Source organism: Cryomorphaceae bacterium (genome assembly GCA_007695365.1).
Lineage (GTDB): Bacteria > Bacteroidota > Bacteroidia > Flavobacteriales_D > SKUL01 > SKUL01.
Map to the genome: position 1 here is coordinate 1 of REDV01000047.1, position 18,586 is coordinate 18,586.

Sequence of the window (18,586 nt, forward strand, 5' to 3'; positions counted from 1 at the left end):
GACTAACCAGGCGTGTTGGCCTGAAAATCTGAAATCTCGATTAAAAAATTTTCAGATGGATTGCTTGCGCGATCCAGCTATGTTGGCCCTTGTACCCAATCAGCAACCCCTTAAAGGTTCGCCTTCGGGAACCTTTTGGGGTTTTTTCATGCACCGTCTGCTCGAGCAAGCTCAGCAGACGGTGCATGAAAAAACCCCGGTTCCGCGCGCGGAACCGGGGTTTCGATTGTGGGCCCTGCTGGATTCGAACCAGCGACCCCCTGCTTGTAAGGCAGGTGCTCTGAACCAACTGAGCTAAGAGCCCTGAAATCGGTGTGCAAATATAGATGTTTTCGAAATGCGCGCAAGCCATTTCAAAATTTTCGGCAGGAATTTTTGCTCTTGCATCAACACAGATTGTGATGAGCGGTTCGTTATCAAACCATGGATCATTTAACTTTATCGCAACAAAAGCCAGTAAATAGCCATGAAGTTTGTTTTTAGTCTTTTTAGTGTACTCATAATCAGCATTATTTCAACGCCCGCGGTTGGGCAGTTTCAAGTAGGTCAAACTACCATCACCTTCAATGACCCGGATCGCACAGGTGGCTTCGGAAGTGGTGGAGGCCCGGGCAGGCAGATTCAAACCGAGATTTATTATCCCGCCAGTACCGCAGGAACCAATGTTGCAGTGGCCGGTGGCACATTTCCCATCATTTCCTTTGGACATGGCTTCGTAATGACCTGGAGTGCTTATCAGAATATCTGGGAGTTTTTGGTTCCACAGGGGTACATTGTGGCTTTTCCGCGCACTGAAGGAGGGTTTTCGCCCAGTCACCTGGACTTTGGGCTTGACCTGGCCCTTGTGGTTGAACGCATGGAGGCTTTGAACGATGAGCAAAGCTCACTTTTCTTCGGTCACGTAGCGCAAAACGCAGCTGCTATTATGGGCCACTCTATGGGAGGCGGCGCTACCATGCTCGGCGCAGCTACCATCAATGTGCAGGCAGTTATCGGCCTCGCTTCTGCCGAAACGAGTACTTCCGCCATCGCGGCCGCTGCCGATGTAACGGCACCCATGCTTATGCTTTCGGGAAGCAGCGATGACGTGACCCCTCCGGCCGAACACCAGATACCCATCTTTAACGCTAGCGCGGCATTGTGTAAATACCACGTAACCATCACAGGAGGAGGACACTGTAATTTTGCTAACAGCAATTTCAACTGTAACACAGGGGAGTTGTTCACCAGCGGAAATATCACCATTTCGCGAGCAGAACAACAAGCAACCATGAATGACTACGTGTTGCCGTGGCTCAATCGCTGGCTAAAGGATGATGTAGCTTCTTTACAGGACTTTACGGATTTGCTTTGGACGGACAACCGCGTGACCTTTGTGGAAAACTGCATCGCCACATCGGTTCCTGAATTTGAGAAGGAAGTAAGCGTTTTTCCCAATCCCGCCTCAGATGTTCTGAATGTTGAGCTGGATGAAAGCTTGATGGGAGCACAGTTGTTTCTTCTGGACGCAGTGGGCAGAATGGTAAAGGAGGAAGCAGTATTGTCAACCCACACAATATTCAATGTGGGTGGTATGCCCTCAGGCGTTTATCATCTGATTATCCGTAAAAATGACGAAGAGGTGATCAAGGTTCGATGGATCAAAACGAACTAACCCGAACAGGGCCACTGGCGTTGAGAATAACCTGTGAATGACAGCGGCGTACTTTATCGGTAGCGGATATTCAGGGTGTTGGTGATTTCGTCCACAGGTATTGCAAAAGACAAACCTTCAACACTGTCGCCACCTATCTTCCATGTAACAACACCAATCACTTCCCCTTTAAGGTTCAGAAGCGGGCCTCCGCTGTTTCCGCGGTTCACACTCATGTTGGTTTGGATATGTTTCTTGTTATCAAAAACGCGTTTTCCGCTAACCATGCCTTTGGACACAGTTTGACCCAACTCTTCGGCCAGGGGAGTACCAATGGCGAATACGTCGTCGCCGATGTCAAACGCCGATTCGTCGCCCAGAGCAAGAGGCAAAGGCTTAAAACCACTCCCCATTTCGAGTTCAACCAACGCCAGATCGGCATCTTCAGCAACCCTTGAAACTTCAGCGGGCAGTCGAAGACCATTGCTCAGCACAACTTCCACCTTGCTGTGCTCTCCTACCACGTGTTTGTTGGTAATGATTTTTCCATCCGTAGAAATCAAAAAGCCACTTCCACCTGCGCCGTCTTCGCGCAGTATGGTCACTGAAGACTCAATACACCGTTTAATAAGCCCTGAGCCGGAGAGGTTGCTCAAAGGGGTAGCCGGAGATAGATACATGTCTTCAAATGCATGTTCGCCCTCTCCTTCAATCGTCACGTCTGTGTCCAGCGTCATCAGAAATCCAATAAAATTATCGTCAGCCGCTAAATTTTCGGCTGCATTTTTAAAAGAATCATCCCAATGATCCCTTCCTTGCTCCGAACCTTTGCCAAATCCGTAACTCCTGGTTTCAAAGATGACTTCGCGAACTCTGCGATCATACAAGGCCCAGGAAATTTCCATGACTGCGTGCGCTTGAAGCTTGGTGACTGAAATCCATATGTCTGTGATCTCACCACCCAGCAGATAACGGGCCTTTTCAGACCTTTTGTCGCCACCGGTCTCAAACAGATCTGACTTCGTATCTTCTACTTTCACGTTGATGTTCCGACTGATCAAGACATCCTTCATGGCATTCTGCCAGCCCTCAAGATTTGATTCAATCGACTTTGTAATACTTGTATTCAGCATGATAGGCCTGTCTGAAACACCAACCGCTCCGATCTGGGTCATAGGCTTCATGCTGAGTTTGAATTTGGTAAAGTCCACCATGGGTGTTTGAGCGGCACCGAGTAAATCTAATACAGGTACCAAATCCACTGATATCGTGTTGTTTTGCGGAGGTTCAAACACCGCCGGAATATAGTTTTCCGCATACACAAATACACGGTCGTCCGCATCAATGCGGGCAAAAGTCTTCTTCACGGTAGAAGTGCCCTTGCTGATGACGTATGCATTTTCAGGGTTACTTCTTATTCCAATTTTTTGGGCTGTTGCTTCCCCGGCGCAAAGAGTGGCCGCGAGAACAAATAGAACAGGTTTGTACATAGAATGGGATATACGGGTGACCAAAGTTAAAAAAACGTGAAAGAACAGGCCTTATTTTCTGATTACTACCCTCAACGGCCATTTGTTCTTGACGATACCACCCGTGGCTTTTCCCCATCCCAAAGCGACACCCTGATGCTTCATCAGGCACCATCCAGCAAGACCGCCTGTGTTGTTTAGTGTTTCTCTGGCCATATACTGTGCCGCTTCATCGGCATTCAGTTGATAAGAGGCTGAATCATTCCGAAGTTCGAGCGAAAGGGCCAGCGCATGGTGAGGGATAAGTTCTTTTCCTGCTAACTTTCCGGCTTTTGTGCCAACCGATAGCACATGGATTTTTTTGGTGAGTTCCTCTACAAGTTCGTGCATTGCCGTCGGATAGATAAAATGTTCACCGCGGTGTTCCAGTGATGCAATAACCCCGGGGTTTTGAAGCCACGGGCCAATGGCAGGATGAAGAGCAGGGTAATTTTTTCGCTTTTTGCCCTGCTCTCTCGGTGCCTGCTTTTCTCCCGGAAACTGCACAGCTGCTATGAAAAATCCTTCACCTTTTACCTTGTGTGGAAAACAGCGCAGCCCTTGAGTCATGGGGTTTCCTCCCACGGTAACACCCCATTTCTCCGGCACATCCATCGAAATGACTTGTGCCTGATGTGTTTCGAGCAAATGCTTTACAGAGCCTTCATTCTCTTTTTCGTTGTAGGTACAGGTAGAGTAGATCAGTACACCTCCTGGGGCAACGCATCGCGCGGCGGAATCAAGAATGCTGCATTGACGGTTGTGGCTGTGCTGCACATTCGACTCGCTCCACATGGCCAACGCATCGGGCTCTTTGCGGAACATTCCTTCACCCGAGCAGGGAGCATCTACCACTACCAGGTCAAAGAATGCGCCGGAACGGGCAAAGGCTTCGGGCTCGCTTTGGGTCACGATTCGATTGGCATAGCCCCAGCGTTCCATGTTCTCTGACAGAATGCGGGTACGTTTGGCTACCACTTCGTTGGTAACCAGCATGCCCTTGTTTTCCAGCCAGTCAAGAATTAAAGTTGATTTTCCTCCGGGAGCCGCGCATAGATCGAGTACCCGTAGATTCTTTTTTGGCAATTGCAATTGCTCCAACACGTGCCAGAGCAGCATGGATGAGGCTTCCTGAACATAGTAGGCACCGGCGTAGAGGAGAGGGTCGTGCGAAAAGTTGGGACGTTCTTGAAGATAGTATCCGTGCGGACACCATGGAACGCTTTCGAGGGCAGTTTGCGAAGAATTTGGTTTAAGCGGATGCCTGCGGATGGAGGTGACGGCCGGTTGATTGAGGGCTTGTTTCAGTTCCGGGAAATCACAGAGATGTCCGCACATTTCCTCAAAACCGGCGGGTAGTTGCATCATCAGATTTGAATCACGTCCGATTTTCGCATCCAGCCTTCGTTGCCGCTTGCAATGCGCACATTCACCCAGCCATTCTGTTCTTGCAGAATTCTAAGCTTTGTGCCCTCGTGAATCACAAATACATTGATGCCTGTTTCCGTGGGTGAGCCTTTTACATCAACCCTTGGAGAGATGACAATGGCTTCGGTTTGCTCGGCTACCAGTCGTTTGGCGTGCCCGGCCTGATAGTAGCTGATGCCCGCCAGCAAGAGCATCAACAGCGCAATGTAGAATCCGGCTATTCTCAATCCGCGGTGGTTGGCCAGAAAAAAGAGGAGCCACGAGGCAAGGGCAAGAATCATGCAAGTTACCGCCAACCAGGCCCATGTGTCAATGCCTGTTCCGATGGTGAAAGATTTCCACCAGCGGGTAATATTGAGCTGCGGAAGTTCCTCAATGCGGTCTTTGATGCGTTCGTTGGCGAGTTTCAGGTTGTATTTCACATCAGTATCCGAAGGGTCAATCCGGAAAGCGCGCTCGTAGTGGAGAATGGCCATCGCAACCTGATTGGTTTTGAAATACGCATTGCCCAGGTTAAAGTGTAAAGCCAGTGAGGTAGCTTCTTCTGAGGCTGCTTCGTAATGCACAATGGCTTCCTCAAAGTTTCCCAAGGCATAAGCAGCATTGCCTTGCTCAAATCGCGCAGCAGCATCTTGCAGGTCGGCCCGCAGGCTGAAGCACGAGAACAAGAGTAAGGTTGATAATATCAGTTGCTTGGTCATGCCTTACAGTTTCTTTTGCAATTCTCCGATGATTCGGGCCGCTTCCTGGTAGTCCTGAGCCGGGTTGTATTCGCTGGATGGCGCAAAACGAGCCATTTCGCACCTGGACAAAAGCTCCATCAACGCAGCAGTTGTTTCGGCGGAAACGGATTTTTCATCCAGCCCGGCCTGAATTTGCGGGCGATTGAGTGAACCCGGGTCAATGTTCAGTTTACCTCCGAGATAGCCGTAAATGGCTTTGAATACCGCGTCGTAAAACGGTCCGGTTTCATTGGCCTGAAGATGCTTATTGGCCACGGTCAGTAGTTTACGGGCCATCTTGCCGGCTTTTCTACTGCGAACACTTACAATATCCTGCCGGTCGCGAATGTACTTGCGTCGGGCGAGAAAAACCACCAGCGCCAGCGCCAGAGGCATACCCATCAAAGTGTAAAACAGGGTGGTGCCGAAGAAGTACCCGCTCTGCGCCCTGAGTGTATCTGCAGGTTTGATGTACCGAATGTCCTGATCGAGAATAAGTACATCCTCACGCGTTGCACTGGAGTAAGCAGTTCCCGGAGTTTCTCCTGTACCGCGGGCCACATTGATTTCAATGGGTTCGCTTTTAAGTGTTTTGTAGCTACCTGCCTGTGGGTCGAAGAAGGTGAACACAATGGGCTCCAGGGTGTATTTTCCAGAATGTCGCGGGATGATAAGGTATTCAAACTCCCTGCTTCCGCTCAAACCGTTGCTGGCGGTTGAGAAACGGTCGGTTGTTTTGGGGTCGTACACTTCAAAATCCTTGGGGAATTTGATTTCGGGGGCACCTACAAGTTTGAGGTTGCCGCGCCCTGAAATTTTTACACTCAGGTTGATGGCATCGTTGGCTTCGAGCTCGGTGCGATCGGGTTTTACGTCCATGGTGAACGTACCCACATCTCCTTTGAAATTGCCCTGTTTGGGAGGGAGTGGAAGCACTTCGAGTTCTACCGCGTTACTTTTCACGCTCACTGCTCTACCAGGGTTGAAAAAGGAATAGTCAACCCTTGCTGAGATACCCATGGGGTCGATGCGCAAGGTTCCGTGCTGCTGAGGGAAGAGGATTTGACGACGCAGAATTGCCACCCGGTATTGCTTTCCGTTGATTACCTCCAATTGGTTTTTCCAGCCGGCCTGCTCTTCCTTGAAATTGTGACTGTAGAAACCGTTGAGCGCAGGAAAATCATAGTCGGTAAAATCAATGTTTCGGTAGCGGGAATACACCAGGTAGGTAATGATGACCTGCTCACCCTTGTAAACCTTCTTCTTATCAAGGCGGATTTCTGCAAAAAGCTCGTCGTTGCCTCTTCCGCCGCCCGATGCTCCTTGAGTTTGCGAGCGAGGCTGCTGTGCGGCTTGACTACTTCCTTCTACTACTCTCAGGGTAATGGGCGCACTTTCCAGGGTTCCTTTGTCGGTACGGGCAACAGCCTTGCCTATCACAAATTCACCGGTTGCCTTAGGAATCAGGGTGTAAGTGAAACTGATGGTGTTGCTCGCCTGACCATTGACAATCTGATAACTGGTGGATTTAGCCGGTCCGAAAACCAGGTTAAAATCGCTGAGGTCGGGTGGGGTGATATTGCCGGATGCGTTTTCAATGGTGAGCGTGAGCTTGAAACGGTCATTCTGCCCCACAGGATTCTTGTCAACAGTGGCCGTAAAAGACGTCTGAGCGGCAAGAGTTATCCAACCCGTGCCGACCAGCATCAATAGGAGAAAAGATATCCAGCGCCCCATGGTTACCAATCGCGTTCAATGTTTGTTTTAACGGCCCGCATTTGCTCCCTTCGGAGTTTGTCCTGCAAATCGTCTTCTTCTTTCTGTAGGGCTTCCAACAATTGTTGGGCGTCTTCGTGAGACAGCTGGTTGGGCTCCGGTTCACGCTGCTGTTCCTGATCACCTTCCTGCTGGTCTTGCTGATCCTGCTCCTGGTCACCATCCTGCTCATCTTGCTGATCGTCGCCATCCTGGTCCTGGTCCTGATCCTGGTCTTGATCCTGATCCTGGTCTTGATCCTGGTCCTGGTCTTGATCCTGGTCTTGATCCTGGTCCTGCTCTTGCTCCTGGTTTTTCAGCCACTGGGCGTAAGCGAGGTTGTAACGGGTTTCGTCATCTTCAGGATTGTTTCGCAGTGCTTGCTTGTAGCTGTCAATACTTTTGTCAATCTCACCGGCATGGAGAAAGGTATTTCCCAAATTGTGAAAGGCCCGCGACTTGTCTTCGGGAGATTCCATGGTTTCACCAAGTGTCTTGAAGGTTTCAATGGCCTGCGCCATCAGCGCGGCGGCCTCCGAAACGAGGGCCTCCTGTGTTTCGGGGTCGTCAATGCCCTGAGCCTGAGAAACAAGTTGCTGTGCACGCCGGTACATGGTATTGCCGAGATTAAAGGCACTTTCATTGAAGTCACTGTTTAGTTCAAGCGCCTGACGGTACTGTTTTTCAGCTTCCTCGTATGCATTGAGTTGGTAGGCTAAGTTTCCTTTGAAACCGGCAAGCCTGTCTTGCTGCGCCCAACTTGTGGTACACAACAATACAAGAAGTATGGTGCTTAGGAATTTCATGAATTGAAGAGTTGAATTTTTTCCAACCATCTACTTCTGCGCTCGCTCACGAGTTGTTCAATCAACAAAAGTACCAAAGCAAGAATGATAAATACCTGAAAACGGTCTTCGTACTCGGCGTAAGCTGTTGTACCGAACTCAGTTTTTGTCATTTCGTTGATTTCATCCATAATCATCGGAATACCCATACTGGCAGTGCTGGCCCTGACAAATTTGCCGTTTGCCGCTGTAGCAATGTCCTGAAGCGTTCGTTCATCAAGCTTGGTAATAACGGTATTTCCTTCGCGGTCTTTGTGGTATCCCACGCGTTGCCTACCTTGAAAAATGGGTATGGGGCCTCCCTGCGCGGTTCCCATTCCTATGGTGTGAATAATCACGCCCTGCTCACCGGCTCGTTTGGCGGCAGCAATGGCCTCGGCTTCGTGGTCTTCTCCGTCGGAGATAATGATGATTGCTTTCTGTGTGGGGTTTTCAAAATCAAACGATTCCATGGATCTCGCAATCGCAGCGCCAATGCTCGTTCCCTGCACAGGTACCACATCCGTGTTGATGGTATTGAGAAACATCCGTGCCGCAGAGTAGTCGGTGGTGATGGGCAACTGCACGTATGCGTCACCGGCAAAAACCACTATGCCCAGCCTGTCGCCGTGGAGTTTATCGAGCATCTGACGAATACCCATCTTGGCTCTCTCCAAACGGTTGGGCTTGATATCTTCGGCGAGCATACTCCTCGAAACGTCAATGGCCACCATGATGTCAATGCCCTCGTGACGCGCCTCCGCCATCTTGGTTCCAACCTTCGGATTGATAACCGCAACGGTGAGGAAGAATAGCGCCCACCTGAACAGCAGGAAGCGCAAAACAGGCTTGGCAGTTGAACGCGATGGGGCAAGAACATCCAGCATAAAGGGGCTTGCAAATGCTCCAAGTGAACGCCGTCTGAGCCAGAACATCAACAGAAAGAGAGCACTCAACACAGGTCCTGCAATAAAGAACCATGCAAAATCGGGTCGGTTGAGCTTCATTCCGGGTATAAGCGGCACCAGTACCAACCAACCCACAAGCAGCAATGCAGCGAGCACCACCTCTGAGATGAGTACCGCCAAAGTGGCGATGGATGTGCGTAATATGACCGGTTTTTTATTCATCAAACAGCAGTTCTGAATACAACAGACTTCAGTAAAAAGTGCAATGCAAGCAAGCCCAATCCCCAAAGTGCAAAGCTCAGAAACTCTTCGTGCTTGCGGCTGTGTTGGGTTACTTCAATCCTCGACTTTTCCATTTGGTCAATTTCATCGTAAATGCGCTCAAGGGCTTTGTTGTCGGTAGCGCGGAAATACTGGCCCCCGGTAATTTCGGCTATTTGCTGCATCAGTGGCTCGTCAAGGTCAACTTCTACATAATCGTATTTGTACTGACCGCTTGGATAGCGCGCAACAGGAGTGAGGGCTTTACCAATGGTTCCAACACCGATGGTGTGCACCCTTATTCCGAATTCACGGGCAATTTCAGCGGCAGTGAGCGGCGGAATGGAACCGGCGTTGTTCACTCCATCCGTGAGAAGGATTATGACACGGCTTTTGGCATCGCTGTCGCGAAGCCGGTTTACAGCCGTAGCCAGACCCATACCGATAGCCGTGCCGGGTTCGAGTAAGCCTGATTTAACTTCACTGAACAGGTTTTTGAGTACGCGGTGGTCGGTGGTGAGCGGACATTGTGTAAAAGCCTCACCTTCGTATATCACCAACCCGATGCGGTCGTGCGGACGGCGCTCAATAAACTGTATCCCCAATCTTTTTCCGGCTTCCAAACGGTCGGGTTCAAAGTCGCGGGCCAGCATACTTCCCGAAACGTCGAACGAAATGACAATGTCAATGCCCTCTGTGTTTGTGTCCTGCCATTTGCTCTGGCTTTGCGGCCGGGCCACAGCCAGAATGAGCAAAGCGAGTGCAGCAGAACTCATCACAAAAATGGTAGGTCGCAACATGGCCAGCCAGTCGCTGCTGAGATCATGACCGAACAAACCGAGCGACGAGATCTTCACTTCACCATGGGGTAGGGGCCGAAACCAATCGTACAGCGCCATCACAGGAATGGCCAGCAAGAGCCAGAACCACTCGGGATTGGCAAAGTCGTAGTTGTCGCGGAAATGCCACCACAACCAGCCGGCCAATAAAGAGCCAAACACGAGGCTGATGATATGTACTATCCTGCTAACCGGCATCTTGCCCTTTCTTGTCTTCTTTCGTTTCGCTTTCCTCTTCTTCAACCAGCTTGGTTTCTTCAACCAGCGCAATGGCAGATTGCAGGCTCCGCAGGTTGTCCTCCTCGCCAGGATGTTCGCGTGCAAACTTCACCATATCAGCCATTCTGAGCAGATTGGTGAGGCGCAACATGGAGGCCTGACTGAGCTCGCTGTAGCGCAGACTTTTAATAATCTCTCCAGTGGTTTGCTCCATTGCGGGTACCATAAAACGTTCCTCAATATAGGTGCGGATAATATCTGTAAGCTCGCTGTGATAGGTTTTAATGTTTGAGTTTTGCCACGCTTTTTGTTGCTCCATATTTCGCAAGGCCGCCAGGGCTATTTCGTGTGGCGGAATAATCACCTCGGGTTCATCTAGTTCTTCTTCTTTGCGTTTGGGCCGTCGCATGAAGTACCAAAGCATCACTATTCCGGTGATGACAATAATGGCAATCAACACATACCAGCCATACAGGTTGAAGTAATCCAGAAAGCTCAGATTGATTTCATAAATGTCTTTGATGTCGAAAACAGCTTGTTGGGTAGTATCAATCACCATGGGATAAATGGTGAAGGTGAGCGGATTACTAAATAGAGAATCGCCGTTTACTACCACCGGAAAACGGCGTAGTACGTATTGACCCGTGTCGAAAGAAGTAACGGTATATTTCTGCGAAAGCTGAAAGAGATTGGGTTGTTTTTCCGGGCTGGGTTGAAGAGTGTCTACCGGGCTAACCCGCACAATTTCAAAATCGCGCACGAGCGTATCTTGCAGAAAAGGAAACTGAATAAGGGGGGCATCGCCGTTTGATTCCCACTCAATGGAAAGCGTAATTTGTGCCTGTTCGCCAATAAGCATTTGCGTGCGATTGGCCGTGGCAGCCGGAAGCGTGGTTTGCGCCGAGGCAGAAACGCCGGCAACGAGCACAAGCAAAATAAATGTCAGCAGGTTTTTTGTGTGCATTACCCCCGTCGTTTGAATAAGGTCATCAAAGGCCGAATGTAATTTTCATCTGCGGCAATACTTACGTGGTCAACCCCCGATCTGCGGAATAAATCCTGTACTTTGGATTCGTGCTCCAGTGCCTTGCTTTTATATGCGGTACGCACTTTTTTGCTCGAGGTATTGATCCATTCCAACTGACCGGTTTCAGCATCGCGAAAAGGCACCAGTCCCATATCGGGCAGTTCCTGCTCACGCGGGTCGTACACGCGCAGGGCTACGAGGTCGTGTTTCTTGTTGGCAATTTTCAGTGCCTTTTCGTAGCCATCGTCCATAAAATCGGAAATCAGGAACGCGATACTACGTTTTTTTACTCCGTTGATGAGGTAGCGCAGCGCCTGATCTATATTGGTTTGACGATGCTCAGGTTCAAACTCAATGAGCTCGCGAATAATTCTCAGAATGTGTGATTTACCTTTTTTGGGTGGGATGAATTTTTCCACCTGATCGCTGAAAAAGATGACGCCAATCTTATCGTTGTTCTGAATGGCCGAGAAGGCCAGCACAGCACATATTTCGGTAATCTGGCTTTTTTTGAGCTGCCGGCCGGTGCCAAAGCTGTCAGAGCCTGAAATGTCCACCAGAATGATTACCGTAAGCTCGCGCTCTTCCTCAAAAACCTTCACGTAGGGATGGTTTAAGCGCGCCGTTACATTCCAGTCGATGGTTCGGATTTCATCGCCGGTTACGTATTCGCGCACCTCGCTAAAGGCCATACCGCGTCCTTTAAACGCAGAATGGTACTCACCGGAGAAAATCTGGTTGGAGAGTCCCCGGGTTTTCAGCTCAATGCGTCGTACTTTTTTGAGTAACGCTGCGGTATCCATCCTTTATTTTGTCTCTAGGGAACTTCTACTTTGTTGAGTACTTCGGTGATGATGTCTTCCACGCGAACGTTTTCGGCTTCTGCTTCAAAAGTGAGCCCGATGCGGTGGCGCATTACATCGCGGCAAACGGCACGCACATCTTCGGGAATCACATAGCCCCTTCGGTTGATAAAGGCGTGTGCCTTCGAAGCGATGGCGAGGCTGATGCTTGCCCTCGGCGAACCACCAAAGCTGATCAGCTCCGCGAGATTGCTGAGCTTGTAGTCATTGGGTCGTCGTGTTGCAAACACAATATCTACAATGTATCGCTCAATTTTTTCGTCCATGTACACCTCTCGCACTACTTCGCGGGCTCGGAGAATTTCTTCGGCCTTTACCACGCGGGAGGCCTTTGGGAAAGGTGTGGTGGAGATATTGTTGCGCAAAATGATTTGCTCCTCGTTGCGGCGCGGGTAATCAAGCACCACCTTCAGCATGAATCGGTCTACCTGGGCTTCGGGCAGGGGGTAGGTTCCTTCCTGCTCAATGGGGTTTTGTGTGGCCAGCACAAGGAAAGGCTCGGGGAGTTTATAGGTTTCGGGACCAATGGTTACCTGCCGCTCCTGCATGGCCTCGAGCAGTGCACTCTGCACCTTGGCCGGAGCGCGGTTAATCTCATCTGCCAGAATAAAGTTGGAGAAAATCGGACCTTTCTTCACGATAAACTCTTCCTTCTTTTGGTTGTATATCATGGTGCCAATCAGGTCGGCGGGGAGCAGGTCGGGAGTAAACTGCAAGCGGCTGAAATCAACTTCAATCGCGTCGCTCAGCGTTTTGATAGCAAGCGTTTTCGCCAGTCCCGGAACTCCTTCCAGAAGTACGTGGCCGTTGCTCAGAAGTGCAATCAGCAGTTTTTCAACCATATCTTTTTGACCCACGATGACCTTTTCCATCTCAATATTGAGCAGGTCAATAAAAGCGCTCTCGCGCTGGATGCGTTCGTTCAATTGGCGGATGTCGGGCGCACCGGAAACCGGTGGGCTGCCTGCGGGGGCACTTTCATTGGGAAGTCCTGCAGTTAAATCACTCATGTCGTCTTTTTTTTTCGATTGAAATGATGGTTTTTCTCCGCTCAGGCGGAGTGCAAATATCGTGTTCCGGGTGGAAGCAAAAAGCCATGTTCAAAACCCTTTTTTCACGAACGCCCAAAATTCAAAAAATGCTGTATGCACAAGGGCTTCAGCGCTGTTAATGTTTGTTAAGCTCCCACATGTGTAATGACCTAAGCTTCATTGTGGAAAACAATTTTGTGAGATGAGCCATGGCAGGATTACATTCGCATGGGCCAAAACGTCATTCACAACCACGAGAACCATATGGAAATTAAAGAATCTACCCTCAGTCTTCGCGAAACCATTGATATGGTGCGCGCATTTCACGATGCCTTTGGAATTGAAAATGCTGTTGCACCAACGGTTGTGCTCAGCACGCAAGATCTTGAATTGCGCCACCGCTTGATGCACGAGGAAAACGAAGAATACCTCGAGGCCGCTCAAAGGGGCGATTTGGTTGAAGTGGCAGATGCACTGGGGGATATGCTCTACATCCTTTGCGGAACGATTCTGAAGCATGGCCTTCACAACAAGATAGAAGAGGTGTTCCAAGAAATTCAACGGAGCAACATGAGCAAGCTCGACGCCAACGGAAAGCCCATTTACCGCGAAGACGGGAAGGTGATGAAGAGCGACCAGTATTTTCGTCCGGACATTGCAACCATCCTCAACGGCAGCCGATGAACCTTGAGAAACTGATCGCGCGGGCTGAGAAAAGCGCCTTCTGGCTGTGGTTGCTCAATCGTCTGCTGTACCGAATGATTCCTTTTAATGCTCCGCACCGTATTCGCATTCGGGAAATAACAGAACACGGCATTGGCTCTGTCATTCCATACCGTCGCAGTAATTTTAATCACATCAAAGGCGTGCATGCCTGCGGACTTGCCACTGCCGCCGAATTTACTTCCGGTCTTGTACTGCTGCGCGAACTGGGCGTAAAGCGCTACCGGCTTATCATGGAAAGCATTGAAGTGAAGTACAGCTATCAGGCCAAAACAGATGCCATAGCGCGATTTGAAATTTCTCCCGAACGATTGACGAATGAAGTGGTGAATCCGCTCAAAACCGAGGATGCGGTTTACATACGTTGTGAAATTCCGGTTATGGATACTTCCGGTAACCTGGTATGTACGGCATGGACCAACTGGCAAGTCAAGCCGTGGGACAAGGTGCGCACGCGAATCTGAGTGAGTGCTTTAGTTCACGCCGGGTGGAACGAGGCGTTTCAGTTTTTTGTGCTCTTCGGGAAAATACATGATGAGAATGGAGCGGTAGTACACGTAGGGTTTGTGCTGAAGGCTTTTAGGGTCATAAGCCGACTCGCCATCGTCTTTCGCAGTTACCGGGATGTCGTACACGGGGTCAATCTCAATGCGGGTGCCGGTGGTTGTGTACTGGTAACTGTCAAGGGCATCGGGCATTTCGATATTCCCAACCGATGAGCGTAGCTGCTGCAGTAGGGTAGCGCCCATTTTATTGGCCATCACGGCGAGACTGTCGCTAAACTGCTGGAACAGCGCTGCCACAAACATGCTTCTGAAATCGTTGGAGTTACTTCTCCCGGTAAAAAGGTTGATGGGGTTTACACCATCGCCCGTACCACCTGGAAAATTAGGAACCATATCATCGGGATTTACCACGCTGAAGCTGGTTTGGGTTCGGCTGAAACGATAATTATATTCGGTGGCAAAAGCCTGATTTCCGACCATCGGGCCGGCAAAAGCATAGGTTTTAAATCGGTTGCGATCGTCAATGGTTCCAGCAGGAAGGTTTTCGAGGTATGCGCGCAGCATCGTTGCCAGAGATCCCCCCTGGCTGTGACCTGTGATCAGAATGTCGTAAATCCCGTCGCGGTTCAGTTGCAAAATCTGCCCGATAACAGATTGCGACATCAAGGCCACCCCCAGCGCATAACCACTGTGAACCGCAGCTTTCTCATCCTCGGCAAAGCGATAGGGAATAGGGGTTCCATCTACCGTAATGGCACCCTGGGCAGGAATCATGGCCGCGTAAATATTCGCCATCCAGGAACTGGGATTGGCTGTAGTGCCGCGTATCACAATGGCAGCGTGTTTGTCGGCGCGATAAACCTGAAAACGGTTGTCCATGCCAATGGAGCGCGAATCGTAAGTGCGGCGATAGGAGGATGGAATGATCTCCTCATCGCTGCCAACCTCTTTCAGAAAGGTAAAGCTGTTGCATAGCGCTATGAGGTCGCGCGCTTCATCCGGGCGGAAGCCTGCCTCTATTTGTGCTTGTAAGAGATAAGTTGCCAGTGACAATCCGGCAATCAAAAATGCTCTGATCATGTAAAGATGGTTTGTTTTTGAGTCGGCTAAAATAGTGCCAGATTGTGGCTCAGCCGTTACACGTGCTGAAGAAACCGCTTTGCACTGATTTTGTTCAGGTTTACTTGCAAACTCATTGAGAATATCTAAAGACTATCTCAGTGATCAAGCCTCTTGTTTTTGCTTCTGAGACACTTCCCTGAGAATTTACTATCTGGAGGTGCGATAGTGTTCTTGAGTTAAAATAGAACCAGGTTTTATAAGGATAATCCATTTCATCGCGCTCTTTGCGCCTCCCTGCCCCAGCAGCTAGGACAGCCCCAGAAGGCAGGCCCGCCGTCTGCGGGCAGGCAATACCGACACAGGTCGGGTCGCTAGGAAGGTGCTACGTGCGCAAGGGTACTTCAAATGCAGAGTCCCATCACTCACTACAAAACGTATCGGGTTTAAAAGCTTTTACCTCTCAGCTTTGTCCACCCATACAAGCTGTGTGTGGAAAATTCGGTAATTTTCACGCCTCTGCCCAAATGCAAAAAGGACTTGTCATAGCGCTGATTCTGGCTGTTTTGCTGATTGTTTTCGCATTGCAAAACACCAGTACTGTAGGTGTGAACCTCTGGTTTTGGCGCATTGAGTCCTCTATGGCACTGCTGGTCATCATTCTTTTGGCCGCTGGTGTATTGATTGGGTTGTTGGCCACATTGCCGACCACATCCAAGCGCAAGCAACGAATAAAAGAGTTGGAAGATAAGCTCAGAAAGATGGGAGGAGAACAAAAAGACGATTTTACCGAAAAAACGAACTGATTAACCTATTGACATGAAACTGGAACTTGAATCATTGAAAAAAAGCTGGCGTACCCGTATGGAGGAGCTGGAAGTGCAACTTGCGCTTGGAAAAGCAGATGCACGCGATGCATACGACAATCATCGCAAAGAACTCAGAAATGCTTTGAAAGATGGAGCCGATGAACTGCGTGAACTGGCAAATTCCGGCGATGAGCAAGCGGCCCAACTTCGGGAGAAACTAAAAAAAGCCGAGGTGGAATTGGAACTCCTGAAAATAGAGGGTGAGCAGGTATATGACGAGCAAAAAGCCAAGGCACAAAAGCTGATTGCCGAGTTGGGAAACTCCCTGAAAGTAGCCGCCGAAGAAGGCAAGGAGGAGTACCGTGATTTCCGCAATGCGCTTACTCCACACTTGCTGGCCTTCAGAATGCGACTGGATATGCTGAGGTTACAGATGGCTTTGGGGCAGGCTGAGGCATCGGACAAGGCAGAAGAACTAGAGCGTGATTTTCGCGATACCATTCGAAGAGCCCGTGATCAATGGGAAGAGTGGGAGGATGAGGTAGAAGACCGCTGGGAGGATTTTACCGACAAGCTGAAAGAAAGCTCTGATAAACTTCAACAGGCACTCAAAGCGTTGTTTTCCTGATATGGCACTGAGCATCAACATTTATTCACGCGTAGCCATTGTCTTGATGACCGTGGCCATTGTGTCGGGCTGTACTACCCAGCAACTGGCTGATTTTGGTAGAATTTTAGAGGGAGCTAGCGAAACACCGCTCACTACTGCCGAGGTGGACGCCGGATTGCGTGAGGCTCTGATTCAGGGTATTAGTGTGGGCGCCGACGAAGTTTCGAAGGTGGGTGGTTACCTGAACAATCCGCAGATCCGAATTCCATTTCCGCCAGAGGTGGTGCGCGTTGAGAATACCTTGCGCGATATTGGCATGGGCTCTCTTATTGACCAGTTTGTGAGCACCCTGAATCGCGGTGCAGAAGAAGCAGCCAAAGAAGCCAAGCCGGTTTTTATTGCGGCAATACGCCAAATGACCATCCAGGATGCCTTTGCTATCTTGCGCGGTAAGGAAGACGAGGCCACCCGATACTTGCGCCGCACAACTACAGGTGAACTCACCCAGCGCTTTAGCCCCATCATTTCGCAGGCCCTTGATAAAACCGAGGCCACCAGGTACTACGGCGACATTGTAAACACCTACAATGCTATTCCGTTTGTACAGCAGGTAAATCCGGATCTCACAAGTTATGCCACCGAGCGCGCCATTGATGGCCTGTTTGTGATGATTGCCCAGGAAGAGCGCAAAATCAGGAAAGATCCTGTGGCACGAACCACCGAAATTCTCAAGCGTGTATTTGGCTCTCCTGAGGCTCAGGGCTAAAAAGAAAGCCCCGCGCATGTGCAACAGGGCCTTCGGGCTACAACACAAAAACAAACTAACTCAAGCAATGTCTTGCTGACTGATTAGTCGCGGGCACAGGTGAAGCTGATACCATTTGGTAGCAGGTTAAACTGGGTTTCGTATTCTTGCTCGGCTTTGTCAAGATCGCTATTTGAGCCACAAACTTCTGGCAGTTCTACGGTTCTTTCGTGGCTGTGATCGCCGTGATCATCTTCGTACACATAGCTGCAGTTGAGGCATTTTTTGCAGGATGTGAAGCCAAAAGCGAGCATTGCCAGCATCAAAATCGATAGGTTCAGTTTACGCATAACTCGTTTATTTGATTTTGGACAAAGTTAATGCATTATGCTCGCTAATGCAAAAAAGTCGCAGTAAAATTCAAGCAAGAAAAAGCTCTTACAATAATCTCTGTGATACAGTTACTTGGGGCAGTCTTCCATTTCTTTGCTCAGGTTGAGCGAAGGGCGAATGCGCAGAGCTTGCTTAAAATCGGCACAAGCTTTGTCCATTTTTTCCATGGCTGCGTAGGCTTTTCCGCGGTCTCGATAAAAGAGAAAGTCTGCGGGCTCCTTGTAAATGGCGATATTGAACTTGTTGGTAGCAAGGTCGAATTCTCCTTTTTCAAGATGTATAAGCCCCTGCACATAGTATGACATGGCGTGGTCCGTGAGTTGCAGGGAAATGTCAATGTCCTGTGCGGCCTTATCATACAGCCCCATCATGGCGTAAGTGTGCCCCCGGAAAATATAGGCAAAGGGGTCGCGGTTGTTGATGACGAGTTCCTCGGTAAAGGCCTTGGCGGCATCGGGATAATTCTCGAGGTTAAAGTATGCCGCTCCAACGTTGTAGTTTACCAGTTTCCGTTTGGGATCCATGGAGCGCGCCTGAAGAAAACTGCTAAGAGCTTCGGCGTATTTTTCCTGACGAAATGCAAGATTGCCTTGCTCCATCAGTTCGGCAACCGGGTCATTTTCTTCAACTTCGCGTGCTTGTAGTTTTTTAAACTTCAGCCCGCAGCCGCTCGAAAACAACAGTGCAGCGATTATGAAAATTGGAGCGTATCGGGTCATTTGG

The 18,586-nt window shown here is 49.7% G+C and carries 19 protein-coding genes and 1 tRNA gene; 6 read left to right on the forward strand and 14 right to left on the reverse strand.

The genetic code is table 11. The features are described from left to right. Positions 1–226: 226 nt before the first annotated feature. A tRNA-Val gene (locus EA392_02265) sits at positions 227–304 on the reverse strand. A 162-nt stretch (positions 305–466) separates the two neighbouring features. Here EA392_02265 and EA392_02270 point away from each other — a divergent pair. Then, positions 467–1,654 carry a T9SS C-terminal target domain-containing protein gene (locus EA392_02270; GenBank protein TVR41124.1) on the forward strand — a complete coding sequence of 396 codons (1,188 nt, stop codon included), beginning with the start codon at positions 467–469 and terminating at the stop codon, positions 1,652–1,654. 53 nt (positions 1,655–1,707) lie between these two features. On the opposite strand, the gene EA392_02275 is transcribed toward EA392_02270, so the two are convergent. From EA392_02275 to EA392_02320, 10 genes are read right to left on the reverse strand one after another with little or no spacing between them, the layout of a single operon-like run. Continuing rightward, positions 1,708–3,123 (reverse strand): hypothetical protein, encoded by a 1,416-nt coding sequence (locus tag EA392_02275; GenBank protein TVR41125.1) that lies wholly within the window; start codon positions 3,121–3,123, stop codon positions 1,708–1,710. Positions 3,124–3,174: 51 nt separating this feature from the next. Beyond that, positions 3,175–4,509 carry a hypothetical protein gene (locus EA392_02280; protein TVR41126.1) on the reverse strand — a complete coding sequence of 445 codons (1,335 nt, stop codon included), beginning with the start codon at positions 4,507–4,509 and terminating at the stop codon, positions 3,175–3,177. Next, complete coding sequence (locus EA392_02285) at positions 4,509–5,270, reverse strand: tetratricopeptide repeat protein (GenBank protein TVR41127.1); 762 nt, start codon at positions 5,268–5,270, stop codon at positions 4,509–4,511. The genes EA392_02280 and EA392_02285 overlap by 1 nt, the downstream gene beginning before the upstream one ends. Before the next feature lie 3 nt (positions 5,271–5,273). Next, positions 5,274–7,028 (reverse strand): protein BatD, encoded by a 1,755-nt coding sequence (locus EA392_02290; GenBank protein ID TVR41128.1) that lies wholly within the window; start codon positions 7,026–7,028, stop codon positions 5,274–5,276. A gap of 2 nt (positions 7,029–7,030) precedes the next feature. Then, positions 7,031–7,882, reverse strand: a complete 852-nt coding sequence (locus tag EA392_02295; GenBank protein ID TVR41129.1) for a tetratricopeptide repeat protein — start codon at positions 7,880–7,882, stop codon at positions 7,031–7,033. After that, positions 7,849–9,000, reverse strand: a complete 1,152-nt coding sequence (locus tag EA392_02300; protein ID TVR41130.1) for a VWA domain-containing protein — start codon at positions 8,998–9,000, stop codon at positions 7,849–7,851. Before EA392_02300 ends, EA392_02295 begins: the two co-directional genes overlap by 34 nt. Then, positions 9,000–10,076: a VWA domain-containing protein gene (locus EA392_02305; protein ID TVR41131.1), complete on the reverse strand. Its 1,077-nt coding sequence runs from the start codon at positions 10,074–10,076 to the stop codon at positions 9,000–9,002. The genes EA392_02300 and EA392_02305 overlap by 1 nt, the downstream gene beginning before the upstream one ends. Continuing rightward, positions 10,066–11,061 carry a hypothetical protein gene (locus tag EA392_02310; protein TVR41132.1) on the reverse strand — a complete coding sequence of 332 codons (996 nt, stop codon included), beginning with the start codon at positions 11,059–11,061 and terminating at the stop codon, positions 10,066–10,068. The genes EA392_02305 and EA392_02310 overlap by 11 nt, the downstream gene beginning before the upstream one ends. Then, positions 11,061–11,927 (reverse strand): DUF58 domain-containing protein, encoded by an 867-nt coding sequence (locus tag EA392_02315; GenBank protein ID TVR41133.1) that lies wholly within the window; start codon positions 11,925–11,927, stop codon positions 11,061–11,063. Before EA392_02315 ends, EA392_02310 begins: the two co-directional genes overlap by 1 nt. 14 nt (positions 11,928–11,941) lie before the next feature. Beyond that, positions 11,942–12,997 carry an ATPase gene (locus tag EA392_02320; protein ID TVR41134.1) on the reverse strand — a complete coding sequence of 352 codons (1,056 nt, stop codon included), beginning with the start codon at positions 12,995–12,997 and terminating at the stop codon, positions 11,942–11,944. Between the two features lie 285 nt (positions 12,998–13,282). Here EA392_02320 and EA392_02325 point away from each other — a divergent pair, with 285 nt between their 5' ends. Both EA392_02325 and EA392_02330 read left to right on the forward strand, forming a co-directional pair. Continuing rightward, positions 13,283–13,702 carry a hypothetical protein gene (locus tag EA392_02325; protein TVR41149.1) on the forward strand — a complete coding sequence of 140 codons (420 nt, stop codon included), beginning with the start codon at positions 13,283–13,285 and terminating at the stop codon, positions 13,700–13,702. Next, a complete protein-coding gene (locus tag EA392_02330; protein ID TVR41135.1) occupies positions 13,699–14,205 on the forward strand; it encodes a DUF4442 domain-containing protein in 507 nt (168 codons plus the stop codon). Before EA392_02325 ends, EA392_02330 begins: the two co-directional genes overlap by 4 nt. Positions 14,206–14,214: 9 nt before the next feature. On the opposite strand, the gene EA392_02335 is transcribed toward EA392_02330, so the two are convergent. Beyond that, positions 14,215–15,327, reverse strand: a complete 1,113-nt coding sequence (locus tag EA392_02335) for a hypothetical protein (protein TVR41136.1) — start codon at positions 15,325–15,327, stop codon at positions 14,215–14,217. 467 nt (positions 15,328–15,794) lie between these two features. On the opposite strand from EA392_02335, the gene EA392_02340 reads away from it, so the two are divergent. From EA392_02340 to EA392_02350, 3 genes are read left to right on the forward strand one after another with little or no spacing between them, the layout of a single operon-like run. Beyond that, positions 15,795–16,112: a LapA family protein gene (locus EA392_02340; GenBank protein ID TVR41137.1), complete on the forward strand. Its 318-nt coding sequence runs from the start codon at positions 15,795–15,797 to the stop codon at positions 16,110–16,112. A 13-nt stretch (positions 16,113–16,125) separates the two neighbouring features. Then, on the forward strand, positions 16,126–16,743 hold the full coding sequence (locus EA392_02345) for a hypothetical protein (protein ID TVR41138.1): 618 nt from the start codon (positions 16,126–16,128) through the stop codon (positions 16,741–16,743). Between the two features lie 46 nt (positions 16,744–16,789). After that, the gene (locus tag EA392_02350) at positions 16,790–17,491 is read left to right on the forward strand and encodes a DUF4197 domain-containing protein (protein ID TVR41150.1); all 702 of its coding nucleotides are present in this window, start codon (positions 16,790–16,792) and stop codon (positions 17,489–17,491) included. A gap of 83 nt (positions 17,492–17,574) precedes the next feature. Here the strand turns inward: EA392_02350 and EA392_02355 are convergent, their stop codons facing one another. Further along, a complete protein-coding gene (locus EA392_02355) occupies positions 17,575–17,820 on the reverse strand; it encodes a hypothetical protein (protein ID TVR41139.1) in 246 nt (81 codons plus the stop codon). Positions 17,821–17,931: 111 nt separating this feature from the next. Continuing rightward, positions 17,932–18,582, reverse strand: coding sequence for a hypothetical protein (locus tag EA392_02360; GenBank protein TVR41151.1), 651 nt, complete (start codon positions 18,580–18,582; stop codon positions 17,932–17,934). Positions 18,583–18,586 lie beyond the last annotated feature (4 nt).

Coding starts and splice junctions, on each gene's coding strand:
- EA392_02300 (TVR41130.1), bottom strand. CDS start 9,000: ATGAATAAAAAACCGGTCATATTACGCACATCCATCGCCACTTTGGCG.
- EA392_02325 (TVR41149.1), top strand. CDS start 13,283: ATGGAAATTAAAGAATCTACCCTCAGTCTTCGCGAAACCATTGATATG.
- EA392_02315 (TVR41133.1), bottom strand. CDS start 11,927: ATGGATACCGCAGCGTTACTCAAAAAAGTACGACGCATTGAGCTGAAA.
- EA392_02360 (TVR41151.1), bottom strand. CDS start 18,582: ATGACCCGATACGCTCCAATTTTCATAATCGCTGCACTGTTGTTTTCG.
- EA392_02345 (TVR41138.1), top strand. CDS start 16,126: ATGAAACTGGAACTTGAATCATTGAAAAAAAGCTGGCGTACCCGTATG.
- EA392_02290 (TVR41128.1), bottom strand. CDS start 7,028: ATGGGGCGCTGGATATCTTTTCTCCTATTGATGCTGGTCGGCACGGGT.
- EA392_02330 (TVR41135.1), top strand. CDS start 13,699: ATGAACCTTGAGAAACTGATCGCGCGGGCTGAGAAAAGCGCCTTCTGG.
- EA392_02305 (TVR41131.1), bottom strand. CDS start 10,076: ATGCCGGTTAGCAGGATAGTACATATCATCAGCCTCGTGTTTGGCTCT.
- EA392_02275 (TVR41125.1), bottom strand. CDS start 3,123: ATGTACAAACCTGTTCTATTTGTTCTCGCGGCCACTCTTTGCGCCGGG.
- EA392_02295 (TVR41129.1), bottom strand. CDS start 7,882: ATGGTTGGAAAAAATTCAACTCTTCAATTCATGAAATTCCTAAGCACC.
- EA392_02285 (TVR41127.1), bottom strand. CDS start 5,270: ATGACCAAGCAACTGATATTATCAACCTTACTCTTGTTCTCGTGCTTC.
- EA392_02270 (TVR41124.1), top strand. CDS start 467: ATGAAGTTTGTTTTTAGTCTTTTTAGTGTACTCATAATCAGCATTATT.
- EA392_02310 (TVR41132.1), bottom strand. CDS start 11,061: ATGCACACAAAAAACCTGCTGACATTTATTTTGCTTGTGCTCGTTGCC.
- EA392_02320 (TVR41134.1), bottom strand. CDS start 12,997: ATGAGTGATTTAACTGCAGGACTTCCCAATGAAAGTGCCCCCGCAGGC.
- EA392_02355 (TVR41139.1), bottom strand. CDS start 17,820: ATGCGTAAACTGAACCTATCGATTTTGATGCTGGCAATGCTCGCTTTT.
- EA392_02280 (TVR41126.1), bottom strand. CDS start 4,509: ATGATGCAACTACCCGCCGGTTTTGAGGAAATGTGCGGACATCTCTGT.
- EA392_02335 (TVR41136.1), bottom strand. CDS start 15,327: ATGATCAGAGCATTTTTGATTGCCGGATTGTCACTGGCAACTTATCTC.
- EA392_02350 (TVR41150.1), top strand. CDS start 16,790: ATGACCGTGGCCATTGTGTCGGGCTGTACTACCCAGCAACTGGCTGAT.